General features: G+C 49.8%; 12 protein-coding genes and 1 pseudogene. 11 read left to right on the forward strand and 2 right to left on the reverse strand.

Features of this window, described 5'->3' with window-relative positions:
- Nucleotides 1–8: 8 nt before the first annotated feature.
- Both T500_RS0107695 and T500_RS0107700 read right to left on the reverse strand, forming a co-directional pair.
- Nucleotides 9–818, reverse strand: coding sequence for a porin family protein (locus T500_RS0107695; protein WP_028907630.1), 810 nt, complete (start codon nucleotides 816–818; stop codon nucleotides 9–11).
- Nucleotides 819–836: 18 nt separating this feature from the next.
- Nucleotides 837–2,189, reverse strand: a complete 1,353-nt coding sequence (locus tag T500_RS0107700; protein WP_028907631.1) for a LysM peptidoglycan-binding domain-containing protein — start codon at nucleotides 2,187–2,189, stop codon at nucleotides 837–839.
- A gap of 244 nt (nucleotides 2,190–2,433) precedes the next feature.
- Here T500_RS0107700 and T500_RS0107705 point away from each other — a divergent pair.
- The 11 genes and pseudogenes from T500_RS0107705 to T500_RS0107755 all read left to right on the forward strand — a co-directional run.
- A pseudogene (locus T500_RS0107705) lies at nucleotides 2,434–2,730 on the forward strand (gliding motility-associated C-terminal domain-containing protein); the annotation flags it as partial.
- Entirely contained in the window at nucleotides 2,714–5,554 is a 2,841-nt protein-coding gene (uvrA, locus tag T500_RS0107710) for an excinuclease ABC subunit UvrA (RefSeq protein ID WP_028907633.1), read from the forward strand. The pseudogene T500_RS0107705 and the gene uvrA, both read left to right, overlap by 17 nt.
- Nucleotides 5,555–5,921: 367 nt before the next feature.
- A complete protein-coding gene (gene trpB, locus T500_RS0107715; RefSeq protein ID WP_028907634.1) occupies nucleotides 5,922–7,127 on the forward strand; it encodes a tryptophan synthase subunit beta in 1,206 nt (401 codons plus the stop codon).
- Between the two features lie 16 nt (nucleotides 7,128–7,143).
- Nucleotides 7,144–8,535: an anthranilate synthase component I family protein gene (locus tag T500_RS0107720; RefSeq protein WP_028907635.1), complete on the forward strand. Its 1,392-nt coding sequence runs from the start codon at nucleotides 7,144–7,146 to the stop codon at nucleotides 8,533–8,535.
- A 33-nt stretch (nucleotides 8,536–8,568) separates the two neighbouring features.
- Nucleotides 8,569–9,132, forward strand: coding sequence for an anthranilate synthase component II (locus T500_RS0107725; RefSeq protein WP_028907636.1), 564 nt, complete (start codon nucleotides 8,569–8,571; stop codon nucleotides 9,130–9,132).
- 54 nt (nucleotides 9,133–9,186) lie between these two features.
- Nucleotides 9,187–10,185, forward strand: a complete 999-nt coding sequence (gene trpD, locus T500_RS0107730; RefSeq protein ID WP_028907637.1) for an anthranilate phosphoribosyltransferase — start codon at nucleotides 9,187–9,189, stop codon at nucleotides 10,183–10,185.
- Nucleotides 10,186–10,216: 31 nt separating this feature from the next.
- Nucleotides 10,217–11,005: an indole-3-glycerol phosphate synthase TrpC gene (gene trpC, locus T500_RS0107735; RefSeq protein WP_028907638.1), complete on the forward strand. Its 789-nt coding sequence runs from the start codon at nucleotides 10,217–10,219 to the stop codon at nucleotides 11,003–11,005.
- Nucleotides 11,002–11,640, forward strand: a complete 639-nt coding sequence (locus T500_RS0107740) for a phosphoribosylanthranilate isomerase (RefSeq protein WP_028907639.1) — start codon at nucleotides 11,002–11,004, stop codon at nucleotides 11,638–11,640. The genes trpC and T500_RS0107740 overlap by 4 nt, the downstream gene beginning before the upstream one ends.
- Before the next feature lie 28 nt (nucleotides 11,641–11,668).
- Complete coding sequence (gene trpA, locus T500_RS0107745) at nucleotides 11,669–12,445, forward strand: tryptophan synthase subunit alpha (RefSeq protein ID WP_028907640.1); 777 nt, start codon at nucleotides 11,669–11,671, stop codon at nucleotides 12,443–12,445.
- A 107-nt stretch (nucleotides 12,446–12,552) separates the two neighbouring features.
- A complete protein-coding gene (locus T500_RS17445; protein WP_196243487.1) occupies nucleotides 12,553–17,355 on the forward strand; it encodes a glycoside hydrolase family 88 protein in 4,803 nt (1,600 codons plus the stop codon).
- Between the two features lie 201 nt (nucleotides 17,356–17,556).
- A complete protein-coding gene (locus T500_RS0107755) occupies nucleotides 17,557–20,577 on the forward strand; it encodes a SusC/RagA family TonB-linked outer membrane protein (protein ID WP_028907641.1) in 3,021 nt (1,006 codons plus the stop codon).

Here is a 20,577-nt window from a genome sequence, read left to right on the forward strand (position 1 = left end):
TTAATTATTTATTTGATTTTAGAATTCTTTGTTCTGATGATGTCAAACAGATAAGTACACTTAATCACGATGTTACCGAAGTTAGATCGCGAAAAATAGTCGCGTTTTGTGTTGCCATATATGTTACCTAATCCGTAGTAGTAGCGGCCTTCTATCATGAAATGTCCAAAGTGGCGATTGCTGAACTCAAGTCCTGCACCTACAGCAATACCATAATCAAACTTATTTTCGATGGCCATGGTATCCTGTGCCACCACATGCGATGCACGCAGGTCACCATACATGTAGTCGGGACCGAATTTTCCATCTTTGATAGCTGGGTTAAAGGCAGGATCATGCACATCAAAATTGCTCTCCACCTTATCGTTCAGATAGAATCCAATCTGAGGACCCAGATGGATAAAGGCCTGCACGCCATTGCGCTCACGGCCCCAGCCCAGTCGGGCCAGCAGTGGTATCTGCACGTAAGTCATCTTACGTTTATACTCCAGATTCTGCGAAGGATCGGTATGCAGGGGCACGGGCTGATCGTTCATATCCCATATCTTTTCCTGCCAACCTATCTGTGCAAAGTTCAACTCAGCGGTTACGGCACAGATACTGCTAAAATATTTCTCACATGTGTAACGGGCCGTGATACCACCGGTAATGCCACCTAACATCGACTGTGGTACCTTCGACACAAACGATACATTACTCATTACATAACCGCCGTTCACACCAACAGCCAAGTCGTTACGATAGTCGCCTACCTGAGCAACTGCCGTTGCAATGAAAAAATGGAAAAATGAAAAAATTACAAATATACGCTTTATCATCCTTACATCCCTCATTCTTTAGAACTTAATCGTTTCCACGCGGCTATCGCGGGTGTAGTGAACAAACAATTGTGTATGGTTACGCAATCCGCCATTGCCATAACGCTCAAACTGCAATGGTGTCTGCACATAGTCGGGATTACTCTCTGCACCCAAGAACTTACGTCCCTCGCGGTGCAAGCCCATCAGGAAGAAGTAAGCATGGTCGAAACCGGTAAGTGCAAAGCGAGGCAGATTATTCTGCATATCGGTATGGAAATTCCAACGGAACTTCTGCTGCAGACGCTTAGTTGATGCCGACAGCGGATTATAGTAGAACACCGACGGTATGTAGGTATTAAACTTATAGAAGTTCTCTAAGTGCGTACGGGTGTACATCAACCACTCGGTATAACCGAACATCGTAATAGCCAGATCGGGATCGGTTACCTTCAAGCCATTCAACTTTGAGAAAGCAACACCCAGTTCAGGCGAACGACCGGTATTCAGTATCACCACATTAGGCTTGGTACGACTGAATGCCTTTGAGAAATCGCTCTCACCTGATTTCAGATTGGTAATGTTACATGTCATCTTCTGCTGCTCCAACTGGCGACGCAGGGCTGTGGTAAACTCACCCTTATTACTGGTAGAGTCGTTACAGTCGATAATCACAGTATGGTAGTTCTTGAATCCCTTCACAAAATGCTCGATAGTGGCCGAGTTCTGAGTAATATGACTCTGGTACACCTGATAGATGTACTTATTATCGGCCAACTGGGGCGCATTGATAGAGAATGGGATCAGCAGTTTAATCTTGTGTTTCTCGACAAAAGCCGACAAGGCTGCCATCTGCTTAGAGTAGAGCGGACCGATAATCAGGTCGCACTTGGCAGCAGCCTCATCATTCAGAATCTCGTTGATATTGCCGTCCTCAGCAGCATTCCAGGCATGGATATCAACCGAAACGCCACGCTGCTTCAAGCTGTCGCAAGCCATCAGCACACCACGGTAGTACTCTACCATGCGCTTGCCGTCGCCATTCACATTGTGCAGCGGCAGCATCACACCCAGTCGGATGGCACGCTTACGTACATCATCGGTAACATCCATATCGGGCTCTTTGGCCACGGGGGCTGCTACCTGCAGGGTTGCAAACGGAATCTTCAGCACGTCGCCTTTCTTCAGTTCGTAGCCAGGCTCATTCATCTCGGGGTTAGCCTTCATCAGCTGTTCGATGGTGAGATCATACATACGCGAAATGCCGAAGATGGTTTCCTTCTTCTTCACTTTATGCAATCCGCGTATCTGTTCACCCTCTTGAGCCGAGGCCACACCAACTGTCAGACAGAGGGCAGTTAAGAACAAAAAATATCTTAAAACTCGCGTCATATTTTCAAAATTTAGTCATTTCGCGTACAAAAGTACTAAATAATTATCAAATATCCGCTCGGTTTTACCGCTTTTTTTAAAAAAGAATTGCCAATTATCAATTTTTTAGTATCTTTGCACTTTAAATGAGTAAAAAATGATATTTCGACAGATAATTCCTACCGTTTTAGCCTTGTTTGCATCGCTTTCGGTCAGCGCACAGACCGATTCGGCTGCCATCGACTCGACTACCAATACAGGCGTCGAAAGCAAGCTCATTATGCCCAATACCTTTACCCCTAATGGCGATGGACATAACGATATTTACAAGGCCAAGGAATACCGCAACTTATCCGAATTTCGCGCGTACATATTTAATAGGTGGGGACAGAAACTCTACGAGTGGAACGATCCTGCCGAGGGATGGGATGGCAAGTATCATGGAAACGATGTGAAACCCGGTGTTTACTTTGTGCTGGTAAAAGCCCGTGGCACCGACGATGTGATATACAACATACGCAAAGACGTAAACTTACTAAGAGGAGATGAACAGAGAAGATGAAAAGATAAATGTGTACGGCGCACGCGTACACAACCTTAAGAATATTGATGTAGAGATTCCCCGCAACTCGCTCACGGTGATTACGGGATTGAGTGGCAGCGGCAAATCGTCGTTAGCCTTCGACACCATTTTTGCCGAGGGTCAGCGCCGCTATATCGAAACATTCTCGGCCTACGCCCGCAACTTTCTGGGTGGTATGGAGCGCCCCGATGTAGATAAGATTACCGGCCTGTCGCCAGTTATCAGTATCGAGCAGAAAACCACCAACAAGAACCCACGTTCAACTGTTGGTACTACCACCGAGATTTACGACTATCTGCGTCTGCTCTTTGCCCGTGCCGGTCGTGCCTATAGCTTTGCTACAGGCGAGGAGATGGTACGCTATACCGAAGAGCGTGTGCTGGATATGATTACGCACGACTATGCCGGTCATAAAATCTACATCCTGGCACCACTCGTTCGTAGTCGTAAAGGTCATTACCGCGAACTGTTCGAGAGTATGCGCCGCAAAGGCTATCTGCATATCCGTGTAGATGGCCAGATGCTCGACATTGTACAGGGCATGAAGGTGGATCGCTACAAGAATCACGATATCGAGGTAGTGGTTGATAAGCTTAAAGTACCCGATACCCCAGATGTAGAGCGACTGCAGAAGTCGATTTCCCTGGCTATGAAACAGGGCGACGGACTGATTATGATTCTTGATCAGGACACGGGCTCTGTCAAGCATTTCTCAAAGCGCCTGATGTGCCCCACCACAGGCATCAGCTATAGCGATCCTGCCCCAAACAACTTCTCGTTCAACTCGCCCCAAGGCGCCTGTCCGCATTGTAAGGGTTTGGGCGTTATCAACGAGATCGACCTCGACAAGGTGATTCCCAACAAGCAGGCCACCATCCGTGAGGGCGGTATCGTGCCTCTTGGCAAATATAAAAACCAGATGATATTCTGGCAGGTAGAGGCTATCCTGAAGAAGTTCGAGTGTGATTTAAATACCCCTATCGCCGACATCCCCGACGATGCAATGACCGAACTACTCTATGGTTCGCTAGAGGATGTACGTATCGATAAGGATCTGGTACGCACATCGAGCGACTATTTTGTATCGTTCGATGGTATCATTAAATACCTGCGTGGTGTAATGGAGAACGACGACTCATCAGCCGGACAGAAATGGGCCGACCAGTTCCTGGCCGAAATCACCTGTCCAGAATGTCATGGTCAGCGACTCAATCGCGAGGCCCTCTCCTACACATTCGGTGGTCGCAATATCGCCGATTTGGCCAATATGGACCTGATTGATTTGCGTAAGTGGATCGACGAACTGGAAATTGGCAATAACTTATCGAAACAAGAATTTACCATCGCCAAGGAGATTCTGAAGGAAATCAAAACTCGTTTGGATTTCCTGCTCGATGTAGGTCTCGACTATCTGTCGCTCAACCGCCAGTCGGCAACCCTGTCGGGTGGTGAGAGTCAGCGCATCCGACTGGCTACTCAGATTGGCTCGCAGCTTGTTAATGTACTCTACATTCTCGACGAGCCATCTATCGGCTTGCACCAGCGCGACAACGAGCGACTCATCAACTCGCTCAAGGAACTACGCGATATCGGTAACACTGTGATTGTAGTAGAACACGACGAGGATATGATGCGTAGTGCCGATTACATTGTGGATATCGGTCCCCGTGCCGGTCGTAAAGGTGGCGAGGTAGTATTCCAAGGCACCCCTGCCGAGCTGTTAAAGACCAATACCCTCACAGCGCAATACCTCAACAAATCGCTCACCACTCACGTTGCACCGCTCACCCCGAGAAAGGGTTCTGGGCAGAGTCTGGTACTGCGCGGTTGTACAGGTAATAACCTCAAGCATATCGATGCCGAATTCCCATTAGGTAAGCTCATCGTGGTAACCGGTGTGAGCGGCTCAGGTAAGAGTACCCTCATCAACGAGACGTTGCAACCCATCCTGTCGCACCATTTCTATCGCTCACTCAAACGCCCTATGCCCTATGAGAGTATCGAGGGGCTCGACCTGATAGATAAGGTGGTGAGTGTGGATCAGAGTCCTATCGGTCGTACACCACGCTCTAACCCAGCTACTTATACTGGTGTATTCTCCGATATCCGCTCGCTGTTTGTGAACCTGCCAGAGGCTAAGATTCGTGGTTACAAACCTGGCCGATTCTCGTTCAATGTCAAGGGTGGTCGTTGCGAAACCTGCGGCGGTAATGGATATAAGACCATCGAGATGAATTTCCTGCCCGACATCCAGGTGCCTTGCGAGGATTGTCATGGCAAACGTTATAACCGCGAAACCCTCGAGGTGCGCTACAAAGGTAAGTCGATTGCCGATGTGCTCGATATGACCATCAACCAGGCTGTGGAGTTCTTCGAGAACGTGCCCGAAATTCTGCGAAAAATCAAGAGCATTCAGGATGTAGGTTTGGGTTATATCAAATTAGGTCAGCCCTCTACCACCCTCTCTGGTGGTGAGAGTCAGCGAATCAAACTGGCCACCGAACTCTCCAAACGCGACACGGGTAAAACCATGTATATTCTCGACGAGCCTACAACCGGTCTGCACTTCGAGGATATCCGTATTCTGATGCAGGTGCTACAGCAATTGGTTGATCGTGGTAACACAGTGATTATCATTGAGCACAACCTTGATGTAATCCGCCAGGCCGACTGGATTATCGATATCGGTCCCGAAGGCGGTCGCGGCGGTGGCGAAATCCTCTGCACCGGCACTCCCCAGCAAGTAGCAAAAAGTAAGCGAGGCTACACACCTCGCTTTATCAAGGAGATATTAGACAAATAAGAATTGAAAAGCGGAAGGCAACTTCACCTCTACCCTAACACTAACCTTGTTCTACTATCAGGGTAAAGCATGGTTAGTATTAGGGTAAATTTGTAAGTAAATAGCAACTTTTGCTTACTTTTTTATTAAAAAGTTGGCAAAATGTTTGGCGGTTTGAAATTAAATATATACTTTTGCAGCCGAAATGTTATAAAGACAACATAGAATATGAACAGAATTCAGAACAACTATTGGTGGTGGCAGAGCTCGAGATTAAATAGTCGCGAGGTTTAATGCCGTATACCTATAGATATAGTATAAAAAGGCTCGTCGCGACAGCGACGGGCCTTTTTTAATTAAACATTGAACATTGAAAATTGAACATTATATGGAAAATTATTTTGCTGACGAAAACGGTTTTTACGGAGAGTTTGGCGGTGCGTATGTTCCCGAGATACTCTACAAGTGTGTACACGACCTGCAGGAGGCTTACCTGCCCATCATTGAGAGTGAAGAGTTTAAGGCAGAATACCATGCCCTGCTGAAAGACTACGTTGGTCGCCCCAGTCCACTGTATTACGCCAAGCGTATGAGCGAGAAGTACGGCTGTCAGCTGTACCTGAAGCGCGAGGACCTGAACCACACTGGTGCCCACAAGATTAACAACACTATCGGTCAGATTCTGCTGGCCAAGAAATTGGGCAAGACACGTATCATAGCCGAGACAGGTGCCGGGCAGCACGGTGTGGCCACCGCCACTGTATGTGCGCTGATGAATATGAAGTGCGAGGTGTTTATGGGAGCTACCGATGTGGAGCGCCAGCACACCAATGTGGAGCGCATGAAGATGCTGGGTGCCGAGGTTCACCCCGTACGTACAGGTAACATGACGCTGAGCGATGCCTGTAGCGAGGCTATACGCGACTGGTGCTGTCACCCATCTGATACTTTCTATATTGTAGGAAGCACCATGGGGCCACACCCCTACCCCGACCTGGTGGCACGCATGCAGAGCGTGATCAGCGAAGAAATCAAATGGCAGCTAGAGGCCCAGATTGGTCGCGACTATCCCGACTATCTCATCGCCTGCATCGGTGGCGGTAGCAACGCAGCCGGCACCATCTACCACTACGTAAACGAGGAGCGTACCAAGATAGTACTGGCCGAGGCTGGTGGACACGGTTGGCAGACCAACCATACTGCGGCTACCATTCACAAAGGTACAACCGGTATTCTGCATGGCTCAAAAATGCTGGTGATGCAGGATGAAAACGGACAGATACAGGAGGCATTCACCATCTCGGCTGGTCTGGATTACCCAGGCGTAGGACCTATGCACTGCAACATGGCGAAGAAAGGCCGCACACAGGTACTGAGTATCAACGACGACGAGGCCATTCGTGGCGGTTACGAGTTGACACGTATGGAGGGTATCATCCCCGCCATCGAGAGTGCCCACGCCATTGCTGCACTCTCGAAACTCACATTCAAGCCCACAGATGTAGTGGTACTGACGGTTTCGGGCCGCGGCGATAAGGATGTAGAGACTTATCTGAAAAATAAAGCGATGGCTGGTGAGTACGGAGATTTTTAATTGAGAATTGAGAACTATGATTACTTATAATTATACAACTACAAGCAAAACCATTCTGGCGGATTTGTACACGCCGGTGGGAGTATATATGCGACTGAGAGATTTGTACCCACAGAGTGCCCTGATGGAGAGTTCGGACTATCACGAGAAGGATAACTCGCGCTCGTTTATCGGCATCGGCCCTATGGCCAGCGTGGCTATCGGGCACGGCGTGGCCACCATCACTTACCCTGATGGCAGCACTCTGCAGCACGAGGTAACCAAGGATTACCGCAGCGACAAGGCTATCCACGAACTGATTGACCGCATACACGTAGAGGGCGATGATGCCAAGCTTTGCGGACTGTTTGGCTATACCAGCTTTAATGCCGTACGCTATTTTGAGGATATCAACGTAAAGGACGAGATTCAGGCTAAGAACGACGCCCCCGACTTGCTCTACATATTATATAAGGTGGTGATTGTGTTCGACCACTTTAATAATACCATCAAGCTTGTTTCGCTGGAAGGCGAGACCAAGCTCGATGATGTAGTAAAGGCCATGAACAAGGCCAATGTAAAAGCATACGATTTCCACCCTGTAGGCGATGTGCGCTCTACCTTGACTGATGATGAACATCGTGAGAACATCCGTCGAGGCATTAAGCACTGTCTGCGTGGCGATGTATTCCAGATTGTGCTGAGCCGCCGATTCATTCAGCAATACGAGGGCGACGATTTCAAACTGTATCGTGCCCTACGTTCAATCAACCCAAGTCCCTATCTGTTCTACTTCGACTTTGGTGGTTTCCGTATCTTCGGTTCAAGTCCTGAGACCCACTGCCGCATCGAAGGAAAGAATGCTTATATCGATCCGATTGCCGGTACCACCAGACGTACAGGTGATGCCGAGGCCGACCGCAAGGGTGCAGAGTACCTGCGCAACGATCCTAAGGAAAATGCCGAGCACGTGATGCTGGTTGACCTGGCACGTAACGACCTGAGCCGCAACTGTCATGGTGTAAAGGTAGATTTCTATAAGGATTTGCAGTATTACAGTCATGTCATCCACTTGGTATCGCGTGTATCAGGCGAGCTCGATAACAACGCTGATCCTATCAAGGCTTTCATCGACACCTTCCCTGCAGGTACCCTTTCTGGTGCACCCAAGGTACGCGCCATGCAGCTTATCAGCGAGTATGAGCCACATAACCGCGGTGCATACGGCGGTTGCATCGGCTACATCGGACTGGATGGCAGTTTGAATCAGGCCATCACCATCCGTACCTTTGTATCGCGTAATGGTGAGTTGTGGTTCCAGGCAGGTGGTGGTATCGTAGCCAAGAGCGATGTGGAGTACGAACTGCAGGAAGTAAACAATAAGCTTGGCGCCCTGCGCAAGGCCATACTGATGGCGGAGAAGATGTAAGGCACGGATTACACGGATTAACACGGATTTATTATGAAAATAGTCATTATTGATAACTACGACTCGTTTACATACAACTTGAGTCATTTGGTAAAGGAACTGGGCGCAGAGGTAACGGTGCTGCGTAACGACCAGTTTAAGCTTGAGGATTTGGAGCCATACAGCAAAATCATCTTGAGTCCTGGCCCTGGCATCCCCAGCGAAGCAGGATTACTGCTCGACGTGATAAAGACCTACGCAGGCACCAAACCCATTTTAGGAGTGTGCTTAGGTCACCAAGCCATCGGCGAAGCCTTCGGTGGTAAGCTGGAGAATCTGAGCGATGTGTTCCATGGTGTAGCCACACCTTGTCACATCATCGGCGACGACCCCATTTTCAGCGGTATCGAACGCGACATCACCATCGGTCGTTACCACTCATGGGTGGTATCAAAAGAGAATTTCCCTGACTGTATGGAAATCACAGCCGTTTCTGACGAAGGGCAGATTATGGCCTTGCGCCACAAAACAATGAACATCCGCGGCATACAGTTCCACCCCGAGAGTGTTCTCACACCCGATGGCAAGAAAATGCTGCAGAACTGGATGTTCTTGTAAAATGTAAAAATGTAAAAATTAGAAAATGTAAAAATTAGAGATATGGCACAGACAATGAAGGACATCCTGAACAGGATGCTGAACCACGAGGAGCTGACTCGTGAAGAAATGAAGAATATTCTGATTGGTATCACCCAAAGTGAGTTTCCTACAGAGCAGATTACAGCCTTGCTCACTGCCTTGCAGATGCGTGGCGTGACTGTGGACGAACTGCTTGGTTTCCGCGATGGTATCTTGGAAACAGGCGTGCCAGCCATTCTGAATGCCGACCGCTACATCGACGTGGTAGGTACAGGTGGCGACCGCAAGAACACTTTTAATATCTCGACCACCAGCTGCTTTGTGATTGCTGGTGCTGGCTACAAGGTAGCTAAGCATGGTAACTACGCAGCCACATCGGTATCGGGTGCCTCGAATGTGATTCAGCACCATGGCATTAAGTTTACCGATGATATCGACAAACTGAACCGCAGCTTGAACGAGGCTGGCATCGTGTATCTGCACGCCCAGTTGTTTGCCAAGGCCATGAAGTTTGTAGGCCCCATCCGCAAGGCCCTGCAGTTCCCTACCATCTTCAATCTGTTAGGTCCACTGGTTAACCCCTCACAGCCACAGTGCCAGTTGCTGGGTGTAGCCAACCTCGACCAGATGCGCCTGTACAACCAGGTATATCAGAAGATTGGTATCGACTACGGTATTGTAAACTCTATCGATGGTTACGACGAGATCTCGCTGACAGGCGACTTCAAGGTAACCACCAAGCATTACGAGCGTATCTTTAAGCCCAGCGACCTTGGCTTTGAGATTGCCAAGCCCGAAGAGTTGGTTGGCGGTGCTACCGAGGAGGAGGCAGCAGCCATCTTCGACAGCGTACTGGAGAACCGTGCCCTGCCCGCTCAGAAGAATATCGTACTGGCCAATGCCGCCTTCGGTATCCAGGTTCTGGAAAAGGGCGAGAAAAGCATCGAAGAGTGTGTAGAGATTGCCCGCGAGAGTATCGACAGCGGTGCCGCCCTCCGCACCTTCAAGAAGTTTGTCGAACTGAATAGTTAATATTTTTCGCACAGATAACACGGATAAACTTATGCAAGACATATTGCAAGAGATAGTAGCGAACAAGCGCGTGGAAGTTGAAGCAGCCAAGTTGGCTGTAGCACCAGCAGTGCTGCACAAACAGGTGGAGGCGATTCTCGACTTTAGCGTGGCTTCGATGAAAAATGCCCTCACCGCATCCGACTCGGGCATCATCGCAGAGTTCAAACGCAAGTCACCTTCAAAGGGTTGGATCAAAGAGGAGGGCCAACCCGACATCATCCCATTGAGTTACCAAAAGAATGGCGCTGCTGCACTGAGCATACTTACCGACCAGAAGTATTTTGGCGGTTGCGACGACTTTATTCGCACGGCCCGTCACAGCGGTGTAAACATCCCCATCCTTTACAAGAACTTTGTGATAGATGAGTACCAGCTGTTCCAGGCACGCTTGTGTGGGGCTTCGGCAGTACTGCTGATTGCCGCCGACTTGACGATAACCGAGTGTAAAAGTCTGCTGAACACCGCCCACCAGTTAGGTCTGGAAGTTCTTTTAGAGATGCACTCCAACGAAGAATTGGAATACGCTGGGTTAGAGCCAGATATGTACGGTATCAACAACCGCAATTTAGGTTCGTTTGTGACCGACGTAGAGAACTCATTCCGCTTGGCAGAGCTATTACCAAAGGATGCCGTAAAGGTGAGCGAGAGTGGTATTTCGAACCCCGATACGGTGAAGGCTTTACGTGAGGTTGGTTTCCGTGGTTTCCTGATTGGCGAGAACTTTATGAAGACAGCCGATCCAGGATCAGCATTACGTGAATTTATTGAGAAGCTATGATAATCAAGGTTTGTGGTATGAGAGAGGCGGAGAACATCCGCGAGGTTGAGCAATGTTCAATGTTAAATGCTCAATGTTCAATTGATTGGATGGGCTTCATCTTCTGGCCTAAGTCGAGTAGGTTTGTGAGCCAAGTGCCAGCTTACTTGCCAGAGCACTGCCAGCGCGTGGGTGTGTTTGTTGATGCTAGCATCGGCGACATTATGTCGGCCGTTGATAGCTTTGCACTCAACTATATCCAGTTGCATGGTCAGGAGTCACCCAGCTACATCATCCAGTTGAAGCCACATCTACCCGCCGATGTAAAAATTATTAAAGCCTTTAACATCGCCACTAACGACGACCTGGCACAAACCGAACCCTACGAAGGATTGGCAAATATCTTTCTATTCGACACGAAAGGAAAGTGCGTGGGTGGCAATGGTGAAAAGTTCGACTGGACAGTACTCGATGCCTACACAGGCAGCACACCTTTCTTGCTGAGTGGTGGTATCGGTCCTGATGATGCCGAGCGTGTTCGCAACTTCCAGCACGACAAATGCATTGGTATCGACTTGAACTCACGCTTCGAATCAGCCCCTGCTCTCAAGGATGCCGAAAAACTCAAGGCATTCCTTCAGAATGTAAAAATGTAAAAATGAGATAATGTAAAAATGTAATAAGATGAATAAGATCAATCAACTTTTCGCAAACAGTCAGGACCAGAAACTCCTGTCGCTGTACTTTTGCGCAGGCTGCCCCACACTCGAGGGCACAGGCGATGTGATTCTCGCCATGCAGCGTCGTGGTATTGCCATGATTGAAGTTGGCATTCCGTTCAGCGACCCATTGGCCGACGGTCCGGTTATTCAGAGTGCCGCCACCCAGGCCCTGAAAAACGGTATGAACCTGCATATCCTTTTCGATCAGCTGAAAGCAATCAAGGATCAGGTGCAGATTCCACTGGTACTGATGGGCTATCTGAATCCCATTCTGCACTACGGTATCGAGGCTTTCTGTCAGAGTTGTGTAGAGGCTGGCGTGAGTGGTGCCATCATCCCCGACCTGCCATTCAAGGATTATCAGGAAGTAATAAAACCCATTGCTGATAAGTACGACCTGCGCATCATTATGTTGATTACCCCCGAGACCAGCGAGGAGCGTATCCGCTTTATCGATGATAATACCGACGGCTTTGTATATATGGTATCGAGTGCTGCCATCACTGGTGCCCAGCAGAGTTTCGACGATGCCAAGCAGGAGTACTTCCGTCGTATCAACGCCATGAATCTGCGCAACCCACGCATGATTGGTTTCGGTATCAGCAACAAACAGACGCTCGAAGCCGCCCAGCAGAATGCCGCAGGTGCCATCATCGGTTCAAAGTTCGTAACCTTGCTAAGCGAAAGCAAGAATGCCGACGAGGCCCTCGACAAGCTTTTCGACGCCCTCGAAAGATAACGTTTACGTAGATTTTTACGTTGCTATTAGTTTGTAGTTTAGCGCTTTTGTTGTATATTTGCAGCAAAATTGCGAGACTGCAAACTAATAAACGTTACTAAATACAGATGATTAAAAGAATTTTTCAGATTGCGATGCTCTGTGTGCTGACACCCCTGTTAGCAGCAGCTCAGCAGTGGGACGAGGCTCAGTACCGACAGATTGAGCAGAGTATCCGCACACCGCATTTTGCCGACAAGGCTTATGTGATTACCCAGTATGGCGCCAAAACTACCAACACAGCCGCCAAGAACCAGAAGGCTATCCAGAAAGCCATCGACCTCTGCTCGAAGAAGGGCGGCGGCCGCGTAGTAATTCCCGCAAATCAGAAGTTCCTGACAGGTGCCATCCAGCTGAAGAGTGGTGTAAACCTGGAGGTACAGGAAGGTGCCGTACTCGAGTTCGCCTTCCAGCCCGAGCTCTACCCCATCGTAGAAACCTCATGGGAGGGTTTGGAGTGCTTCAACCTCTCGCCTTGCGTATATGCTTTCAAGGCTAAGGATATTGCCATTACCGGTAAGGGTACGATTGATGGTGGCGGCAGCAACGACACCTGGTGGCCTTGGAATGGTAATCCCCGTTTTGGTTGGAAAGAGGGTACCATCAGTCAGCGTGGCGGCTCACGTGCGCGCCTGCTTAAGAATGGTGAGGATGGTGTACCAATGTATAATGAGAAAGGTGAGCGTACCCCCGAGCGCGTGTTTACAGCTCAGGATGGTCTGCGCCCACAGCTGGTAAGCTTTAACAAGTGCGAAGGCATTCTGTTGGAGGATGTTACGCTGTTGCGTTCGCCTTTCTGGGTGATTCACCCCCTGCACTCAACAGATATCACTGTTCGTCGTGTGAAAATGATTAACGACGGACCTAACGGCGACGGCTGCGACCCAGAGTGCTGCGACCGCGTGCTGATTGAGGACTGTTTCTTTAACACCGGCGACGACTGTATCGCTATCAAGAGCGGACGTAACCGCGATGGTCGTGAGCGTAACATGCCATCAAAGAACATCATCATCCGCAACTGCGAGATGAAGAACGGACACGGTGGTGTGGTAGTGGGCTCAGAGATTTCGGGTGGTTGCCAGAATGTGTATGCCCACGATTGTGTAATGGATTCGCCAGAGCTGGAGCGCGTGCTGCGTATCAAGACCAACAGCTGCCGTGGTGGTATCATCGAGAATATCAACATGCGTAACATTACCGTTGGTAAGTGTAAGGAGAGCGTGCTGAAGATTAACCTCGACTACGAGCACAACGAGATTTGCTGCCGTGGCTACTACCCCATTGTACGTAATGTATATATGGAGAATGTAACCAGTCAGCAGTCACAGTACGGTGTGCAGATTATCGGACTGGACGAGGATACATTTGTTTACGACATCAACGTTAAAAACTGTCACTTCAATGGCGTAAAGAGTGGCAACTTTATGAGCGGTAAGACCCGTAACGTAAACTTCGACCGCTTGTTTATCAATGGTTCGCTGGCACTGCTCAAGGCCCCATACCAGAACTACTCGGAGTGGATGACCTACAGCGAGATGCAGCGCACCCCTAAGAGCTACCTGCTCGACTTCTCACAGAAACCCAAGTGGAGTTACGTGATGGGTATTGAACTGGAAGGTATGCTCGACACCTATCTTAAATATGGTGGTGAGGATATCCGCAAGTACTGTCAGGAATATACCGACACGATGATTAACGCCAAAGGCGGCATTCGCAACTATGATATTCTGGAGTACAACCTCGATAACGTGCGTACCGGTCATTTCGTAACCCGCATGTATCAGCAGTGGCCCGAGGCAAAGAACCTGGCTGCCATGAAGACCATGATGAAACAGTTGCAGAACCAGCCCCGCACCATCGCCGACAAGGTATTCTGGCACAAGGCCATCTATGCTTACCAGGTATGGTTGGATGGTATTTTTATGGGTCTGCCATTCCGCACCCTTACCGCACCTATCACCACCACCGCCAAGGAGGCTAAGAAAGGTGCCATCAACAAGATATACGACGATGCTGTAAACCAGCTGAAGATAACCTACGAGCGCACACTCGACCCCAAGACAGGTTTGAACCGTCATGCTTACGACGAGACTCGCAACACCTTCTGGGCCGACAAGTCAACCGGTCTTTCGCAGCACTGCTGGGGCCGCGCGCAGGGTTGGTACTCAATGGCACTCATAGAGGTGCTCGATGCCCTGCCCGAGGATTACGCCCGTCGCCAGGAAGTGATCGACCTGCTGAAGAAAGATCTGGATGCCGTTATCAAATGGCAGGATAAGAAAACAGGTGTTTGGTATCAGGTGATGGATCAGCCTGGTCGCGAGGGCAACTACTTAGAGTCAACCTGCTCGTCGATGTTTGCCTATGTGCTGCTCAAGGCCTACAACAAAGGTTACCTGGGCACCAAATATCGCGATGCCGGTATCAAAGCTTATAAAGGTATCATCAACAACTTTATCCGCGTAAACGAGAATAAGACCATCTCGCTCACTCAGTGTTGTTCGGTAGCAGGACTCGGTCCGGCAGCCACACCCGAGGTACAGGCGGCCTTGAAAAAGATAAACCCCAAGGCAACGGTAAACGAGAATACCCGACGTGATGGCAGTTTCAACTATTATCTGTCGGAACCCATTCGTGACAACGATGCCAAAGGTGTTGGCCCGTTTATCTGGGCCTCGCTCGAAATGGAACAGTTAGGATACAATATCAACAACGTGACGGCCTCTATAGACCGTCACGCTGTTGTTAATCGCAATAACCCAATTATCACCAAAGCCGATGCCCTGTCGTCGCTGTCGGTTGGTAACGGTCACTTTGTAACCACCGTGGATGTCACCGGATTGCAGTCGTACCCCGAGGCTTACAAACAGGGCGTGCCCCTCTGCGCCATGAGCGATTGGGGCTGGCACCAGTTTCCAAACACCAAAGGTTTGAAACCATCGGAGTCGGAGAAAGCCTTCGACTTTGGGCATGGGCATCCTGAGGTATATGCCGTAGAATACAAGAAAGCAGAGGACGGTCGCCACAAAGAGGCAACCGATTTTTTTCGTATTAACCCCCACCGCTTAAACTTAGGCGCACTGGGATTGCATCTCACCGATGGCAGCGGCAACCCTATCCCCCTGCAGCAGCTTACCAGCATCCGTCAGGAGCAGAAACTCCTGGATGGCGAGATTGAATCGGTGTTTACAGCCGATGGTCAGAAGGTTGAGGTGACTACAGGTGTTCATCCAGCTAAGGATGCGGTGTATGCCCGTATCGTCAGTCAGTTGCTCAAGAACCAGCGTGCCACCATCCGCTTGCGCTTTCCCTACCCCACCGGTAAGCATGCCGATGATGCCAGCGACTGGACCAAGCCCGAGAAGCACCAGTCGGAGATTATAGAGCAAGGTGCACAGAAAGCCTTGATTAAGCGCACCCTCGATGCTACCACCTATTACGTACTGTTGCAGTGGGAAGGAAAAGCTACACTGAGCCAATGCGATGCCCACGAGCTTGAGCTATCAGCACAGGACGATGTACTTACCGTTTCGGCAGAATATCTGCCGAAAGCACCTTGCCCATCTAGCATATCTAGTTCATCCAGCTTTGAGTACGATCAGTATCATAAAGCCACGTTGCGCCATTGGAACGCCTGGTGGAAGGTAGGTGCCATCGTGGATTTCTCGCAGTGTACCGATGCACGTGCCAAGGAGTTGGAGCGCCGCGTGGTACTCTCGCAATACCTCACCCAGATTAACTGTGCCAACAACATGCCGCCACAGGAAACAGGACTTACCTACAACTCTTGGTTCGGTCGCCCACACTTAGAGATGACTTGGTGGCATGCCGTAGATTTTACTCTTTGGAACCGTCCGGAGGTGGTTGCACAGATGCTGCAGTGGTACAACACGGTGGCCTATCCCGTGGCCCGACAGATTGCCGAGCGACAAGGCTTTAAGGGTGTGCGCTGGATGAAAATGACCGATCCATGGGCTGGCGAGGCTCCATCTAACACCGGCTCGTTCCTGATCTGGCAGCAACCACACTACATCTATCTGGCCGAGGAGATGTATCGCGCCAATCCTACAGCCGAGACACTGAAAACCTACGGCGAGCAGGTAGAAGCCACCGCCGAGTTTATGGCCGATTACGTTACCTACGATGCCCAGCAGAAGCGTTACATCCTGAAAGGTGCCACCGCCATGCAGGAGTGCATGACCAAGGACATCTCGTATAACCAGCCCTTTGAGTTAGCCTACTGGCAGTACGGCTTGAAGGTAGCCCAGCAGTGGCGCGAACGTCAAGGCAAGGCACGTATCGCCAAATGGGATGATATCATTGCCAAGCTGTCGCCCCTGCCCGCCACCGATGGCATCTATACCGCTGGCATACAGATAGGCAGCGACAAGAACCACGAGGCATTCGACCCCTTTGATGCTACCAGCAAGAAAGTTGAGACCTTTGCCGATAAGTGCCGTAACGATCACCCTGCCGTGCTGGGTGCCTGCGGCATGCTGCCATACACCTCTTTATATAATAAGGAGCAGATGCAGCGCACACTCAACTGGGTGATGCAGAACTGGAACTGGCAAACCACCTGGGGATGGGATTACGGTATGATAGCCATGACCGCCGCCCGCTTAGGCGAACCCGAGACAGCCCTCAAGGCCCTGCTCATCGATACCCAGAAGAATACCTATCTGCCTAGCGGTCATAATTTCCAGACCGCCGACCGTCTGCGTATCTACCTGCCAGGCAATGGTGCCCTGCTTACAGCCGTGGCCATGATGTGCGCCGGATGGGATGGATGCAGTCAGCCGCTAAACCCTGGATTCCCCCAAGATGGCCATTGGAACGTACGTTGGGAAGGACTACAAAAAATGCAATAATTGCGTATTTTGACAGCCCTATTTTGCTGTGTGCGATAACACCCCTGCATAACGTAAACGTTTGCAGGGGATTTCTTATAAAAAAGTATACATTGTTTCACAATTAATAATACTTTTGCACCCGAAAGTTCTTCGGTGAGCTTAAAACGCTAAATATTTAACTCTATAATAATATTAAGTACAACTAAAACTAACGTTCGTATGAATCATCAAATCAAAAGAGCCTCTATGGCTTTGCTTTTGTCTGTGTTCTGCTTCGTGGCCTATGCCCAGAAGACTATCACAGGTACAGTAAAGGATGCATCAGGTGAACCTATGATTGGTGTAAGCGTAGTTGTCGATGGTACCACTATCGGTGGTGTAACCGACTTCGACGGTAATTTCACCATTCAGAACGTATCTGAAAAAGCCGTCCTGAAGATTTCTTACATCGGTTTCAAGGAGCAGAAGATTTCTGTAGCCGGTAAGAACAGTTTTAACGTTACCATGCAGGAAGATGCTGCTGCACTCGACGAGGTGGTAGTAGTAGGTTATGGTACGATGAAGAAGAAGGACCTGACCGGTTCGGTTGCTTCGGTTAAGACCGAGGATCTGGCTAAGGTGGCAGGTGCCAACGCCCTTTCGGCTATGCAAGCCAAGGTGCCTGGAGTTGACCTCCAGCAGAGTGGCGGTGGTGAGGCTGGTGCCGGTGTGAGCATGACCCTGCGTGGTAACCGTTCACTGTTGGCAGGTAACGGACCACTGGTTATCGTGGATGGTGTAGAGTATGGTTCTACCCTCGACATTCCAGCCAGCGACATCGAGTCGATGGATATTCTGAAGGATGCTGCTTCAACAGCTATCTATGGTACCAAGGGTGCTAACGGTGTTATCCTGATTACCACCAAGCGTGGTTCGGCCGGTAAGACCAAGGTTAGCTTCAATGGCTACCTCTCATTCAATGGTGCTACAGGTATTGTTAAGCCTATGTATGGCGACAAGGAAGTACAGCGCCTGATTGACAAGAAGAACTACGAGACTGCTGCTGCCAATGGCTGGAGCTTCAGCAACACAGCTACTGCTGCCGACGTGCTGACCTTCAAACTGGATGATGGTACAGAGACCCTGTCTATCTACAATGACAAGTCATATACCGACTGGCTCGATATGATTCTTGACAACAGCGTATCTCAGAACTATGAAGTATCTGTTCAGGGTGGTAACGAGAAGACCAACTTCAATGTGTCAATGGCCGCTATGGATGATAAAGGTTTGATGAAGGGTGATGAGTTCAACCGCTACACCGGCCGCATCAACCTGGATCACAATATCAACCGCATCGTGAAGATTGGCGCCAGCCTCTCTTACGCTTACAAGAGCAACGACAAGCGTAACGGCGGTGTTTATAACCAGGCTCAGAAGATGACCACCATCACTCACGCCTATCTGAATGACGGTTCTATCAACGCTACTCCTAACCCATGGTATGCAGCTCACTGCTCACCTCTGCTCGACGAGGATGGCGCTTACCAGCGCAATATCGAGAGCAGCCGTTTCTTCGGCAGTGGTTATCTGCAGCTCAATCCTATCAAGGGTCTGATCGTGAAGTCGCAGTTCACACTCGACCGCAGCACCTCGCGCACAGGTACCTATCAGGACTACCACAGCCAGGCACGCTATCAGTCGCCTACCACTACTTATATTGCCAACGACCGCAGCACTGGTACCAAGTATGTATGGCAGAACACTGCTAACTACAACAAGACCATTGCTAAGCACGATATGACCTTCCTGCTGGGTCATGAGATGTCGCAGTACGTATCTGAGAGCAGCAGCATCTCTGGTGTTGCCGGTTCTGAGAGCTACAAGAAGAGCGGCTTCTACGATGTCAGCAAGATTCTGTCACCTCTTGTAAGCACAGGCTACACCAAGAGCTCTATGCTTTCATTCTTTGCCCGTGCCAACTACTCATACGATGGCAAGTACCTGTTGCAGGCATCGGTTCGTGCCGATGGTTCTTCAGTACTCGCCGAAGGTCACAAGTGGGGTTACTTCCCATCAGTAAGTGCCGGTTGGCGTATCTCCGAGGAGAAGTTCATGCAGGGCACCAAGTCATGGCTCGACAACCTGAAGTTCCGCGTATCTTGGGGTCTCTCTGGCAACTCAGCCATCTCTGCCTACCAGACACTGGCCACCATCCAGAGCATCGTGCCTAACTCTACCGACAAGGCTCCTATGACCATGGCTAATCCTAACCTGACATGGGAGAAGACCGCCGCCCTCGACTTCGGTCTCGACTTCTCATTCCTGAATGGTCGTATCTATGGTAGCATCGACTACTATAACAGCAAGACCTACGATCTGTTGTACTACAAGACCGCTCCTGCCTCATCGGTATTCACCAGCACTATCTCTAATGTTGGTAAGACCAAGGGCCACGGTCTCGAGATTTCACTCGGTGCAGTACCCGTTAAGACCGACGACTTTACTTGGGATCTGAGCGCATCGGCTACCTTTGCCCGCGACGAGGTTTCTGAGTTGGCCGACGGTATCCAGCAGGTAGTAGATGGCACCAGCATCCTGAAGGTTGGCGAGCCTGTTTCAGCTTTCTACAGCTACGACATGGACGGCTGCTGGGGCATTGGCGAGTTCGACAAGTATCTGGCTGCTCACCCCAACTTCGAGAAACCTTATAGTGACTTCGGTGATCCTGGTACGCCAAAGGTTATCGACGTGAATGGTGATGACAAGATTGATGATGGCGATAAGATTATCTACAACCGCTCGCCCAAGGCTATTCTTGGTTTGAACACCACCTTCACTTACAAGGACTTCTCACTGAGCGTTCAGACCATGGCTCGCTTGGGTGGTTACCTGAGCTACAGCGGCTATGGCCTCTACCTGTACGACAACGCCAACTGGGGCGACCTGAGCTACTGGACACCTGACAACCAGGGGGCCGACATCCCATCACCAGGATGTGCAGGCACTACGCCTACATTCTACAAGAGCGCCATTGAGATTCAGAAGGCCGACTACTTCAAGATTAAGGACATCACCCTGTCGTACAACCTTCCCAAGAACCTCATCAAGAAGGTTTACATGAGCAATGTTCGCATTTACGGTTCACTCAAGAACTACTTCACATTCAGTCACTTCGACAACTACGACCCAGAGCGTGGCGGTTCAGTCAACTTCCCACTGATGAAGCAGGTTGTAGTAGGTCTTAACGTAACTTTCTAA

Origin of the sequence: Xylanibacter ruminicola Ga6B6 (genome assembly GCF_000687715.1) — a bacterium.
GTDB lineage: Bacteria > Bacteroidota > Bacteroidia > Bacteroidales > Bacteroidaceae > Prevotella > Prevotella ruminicola_B.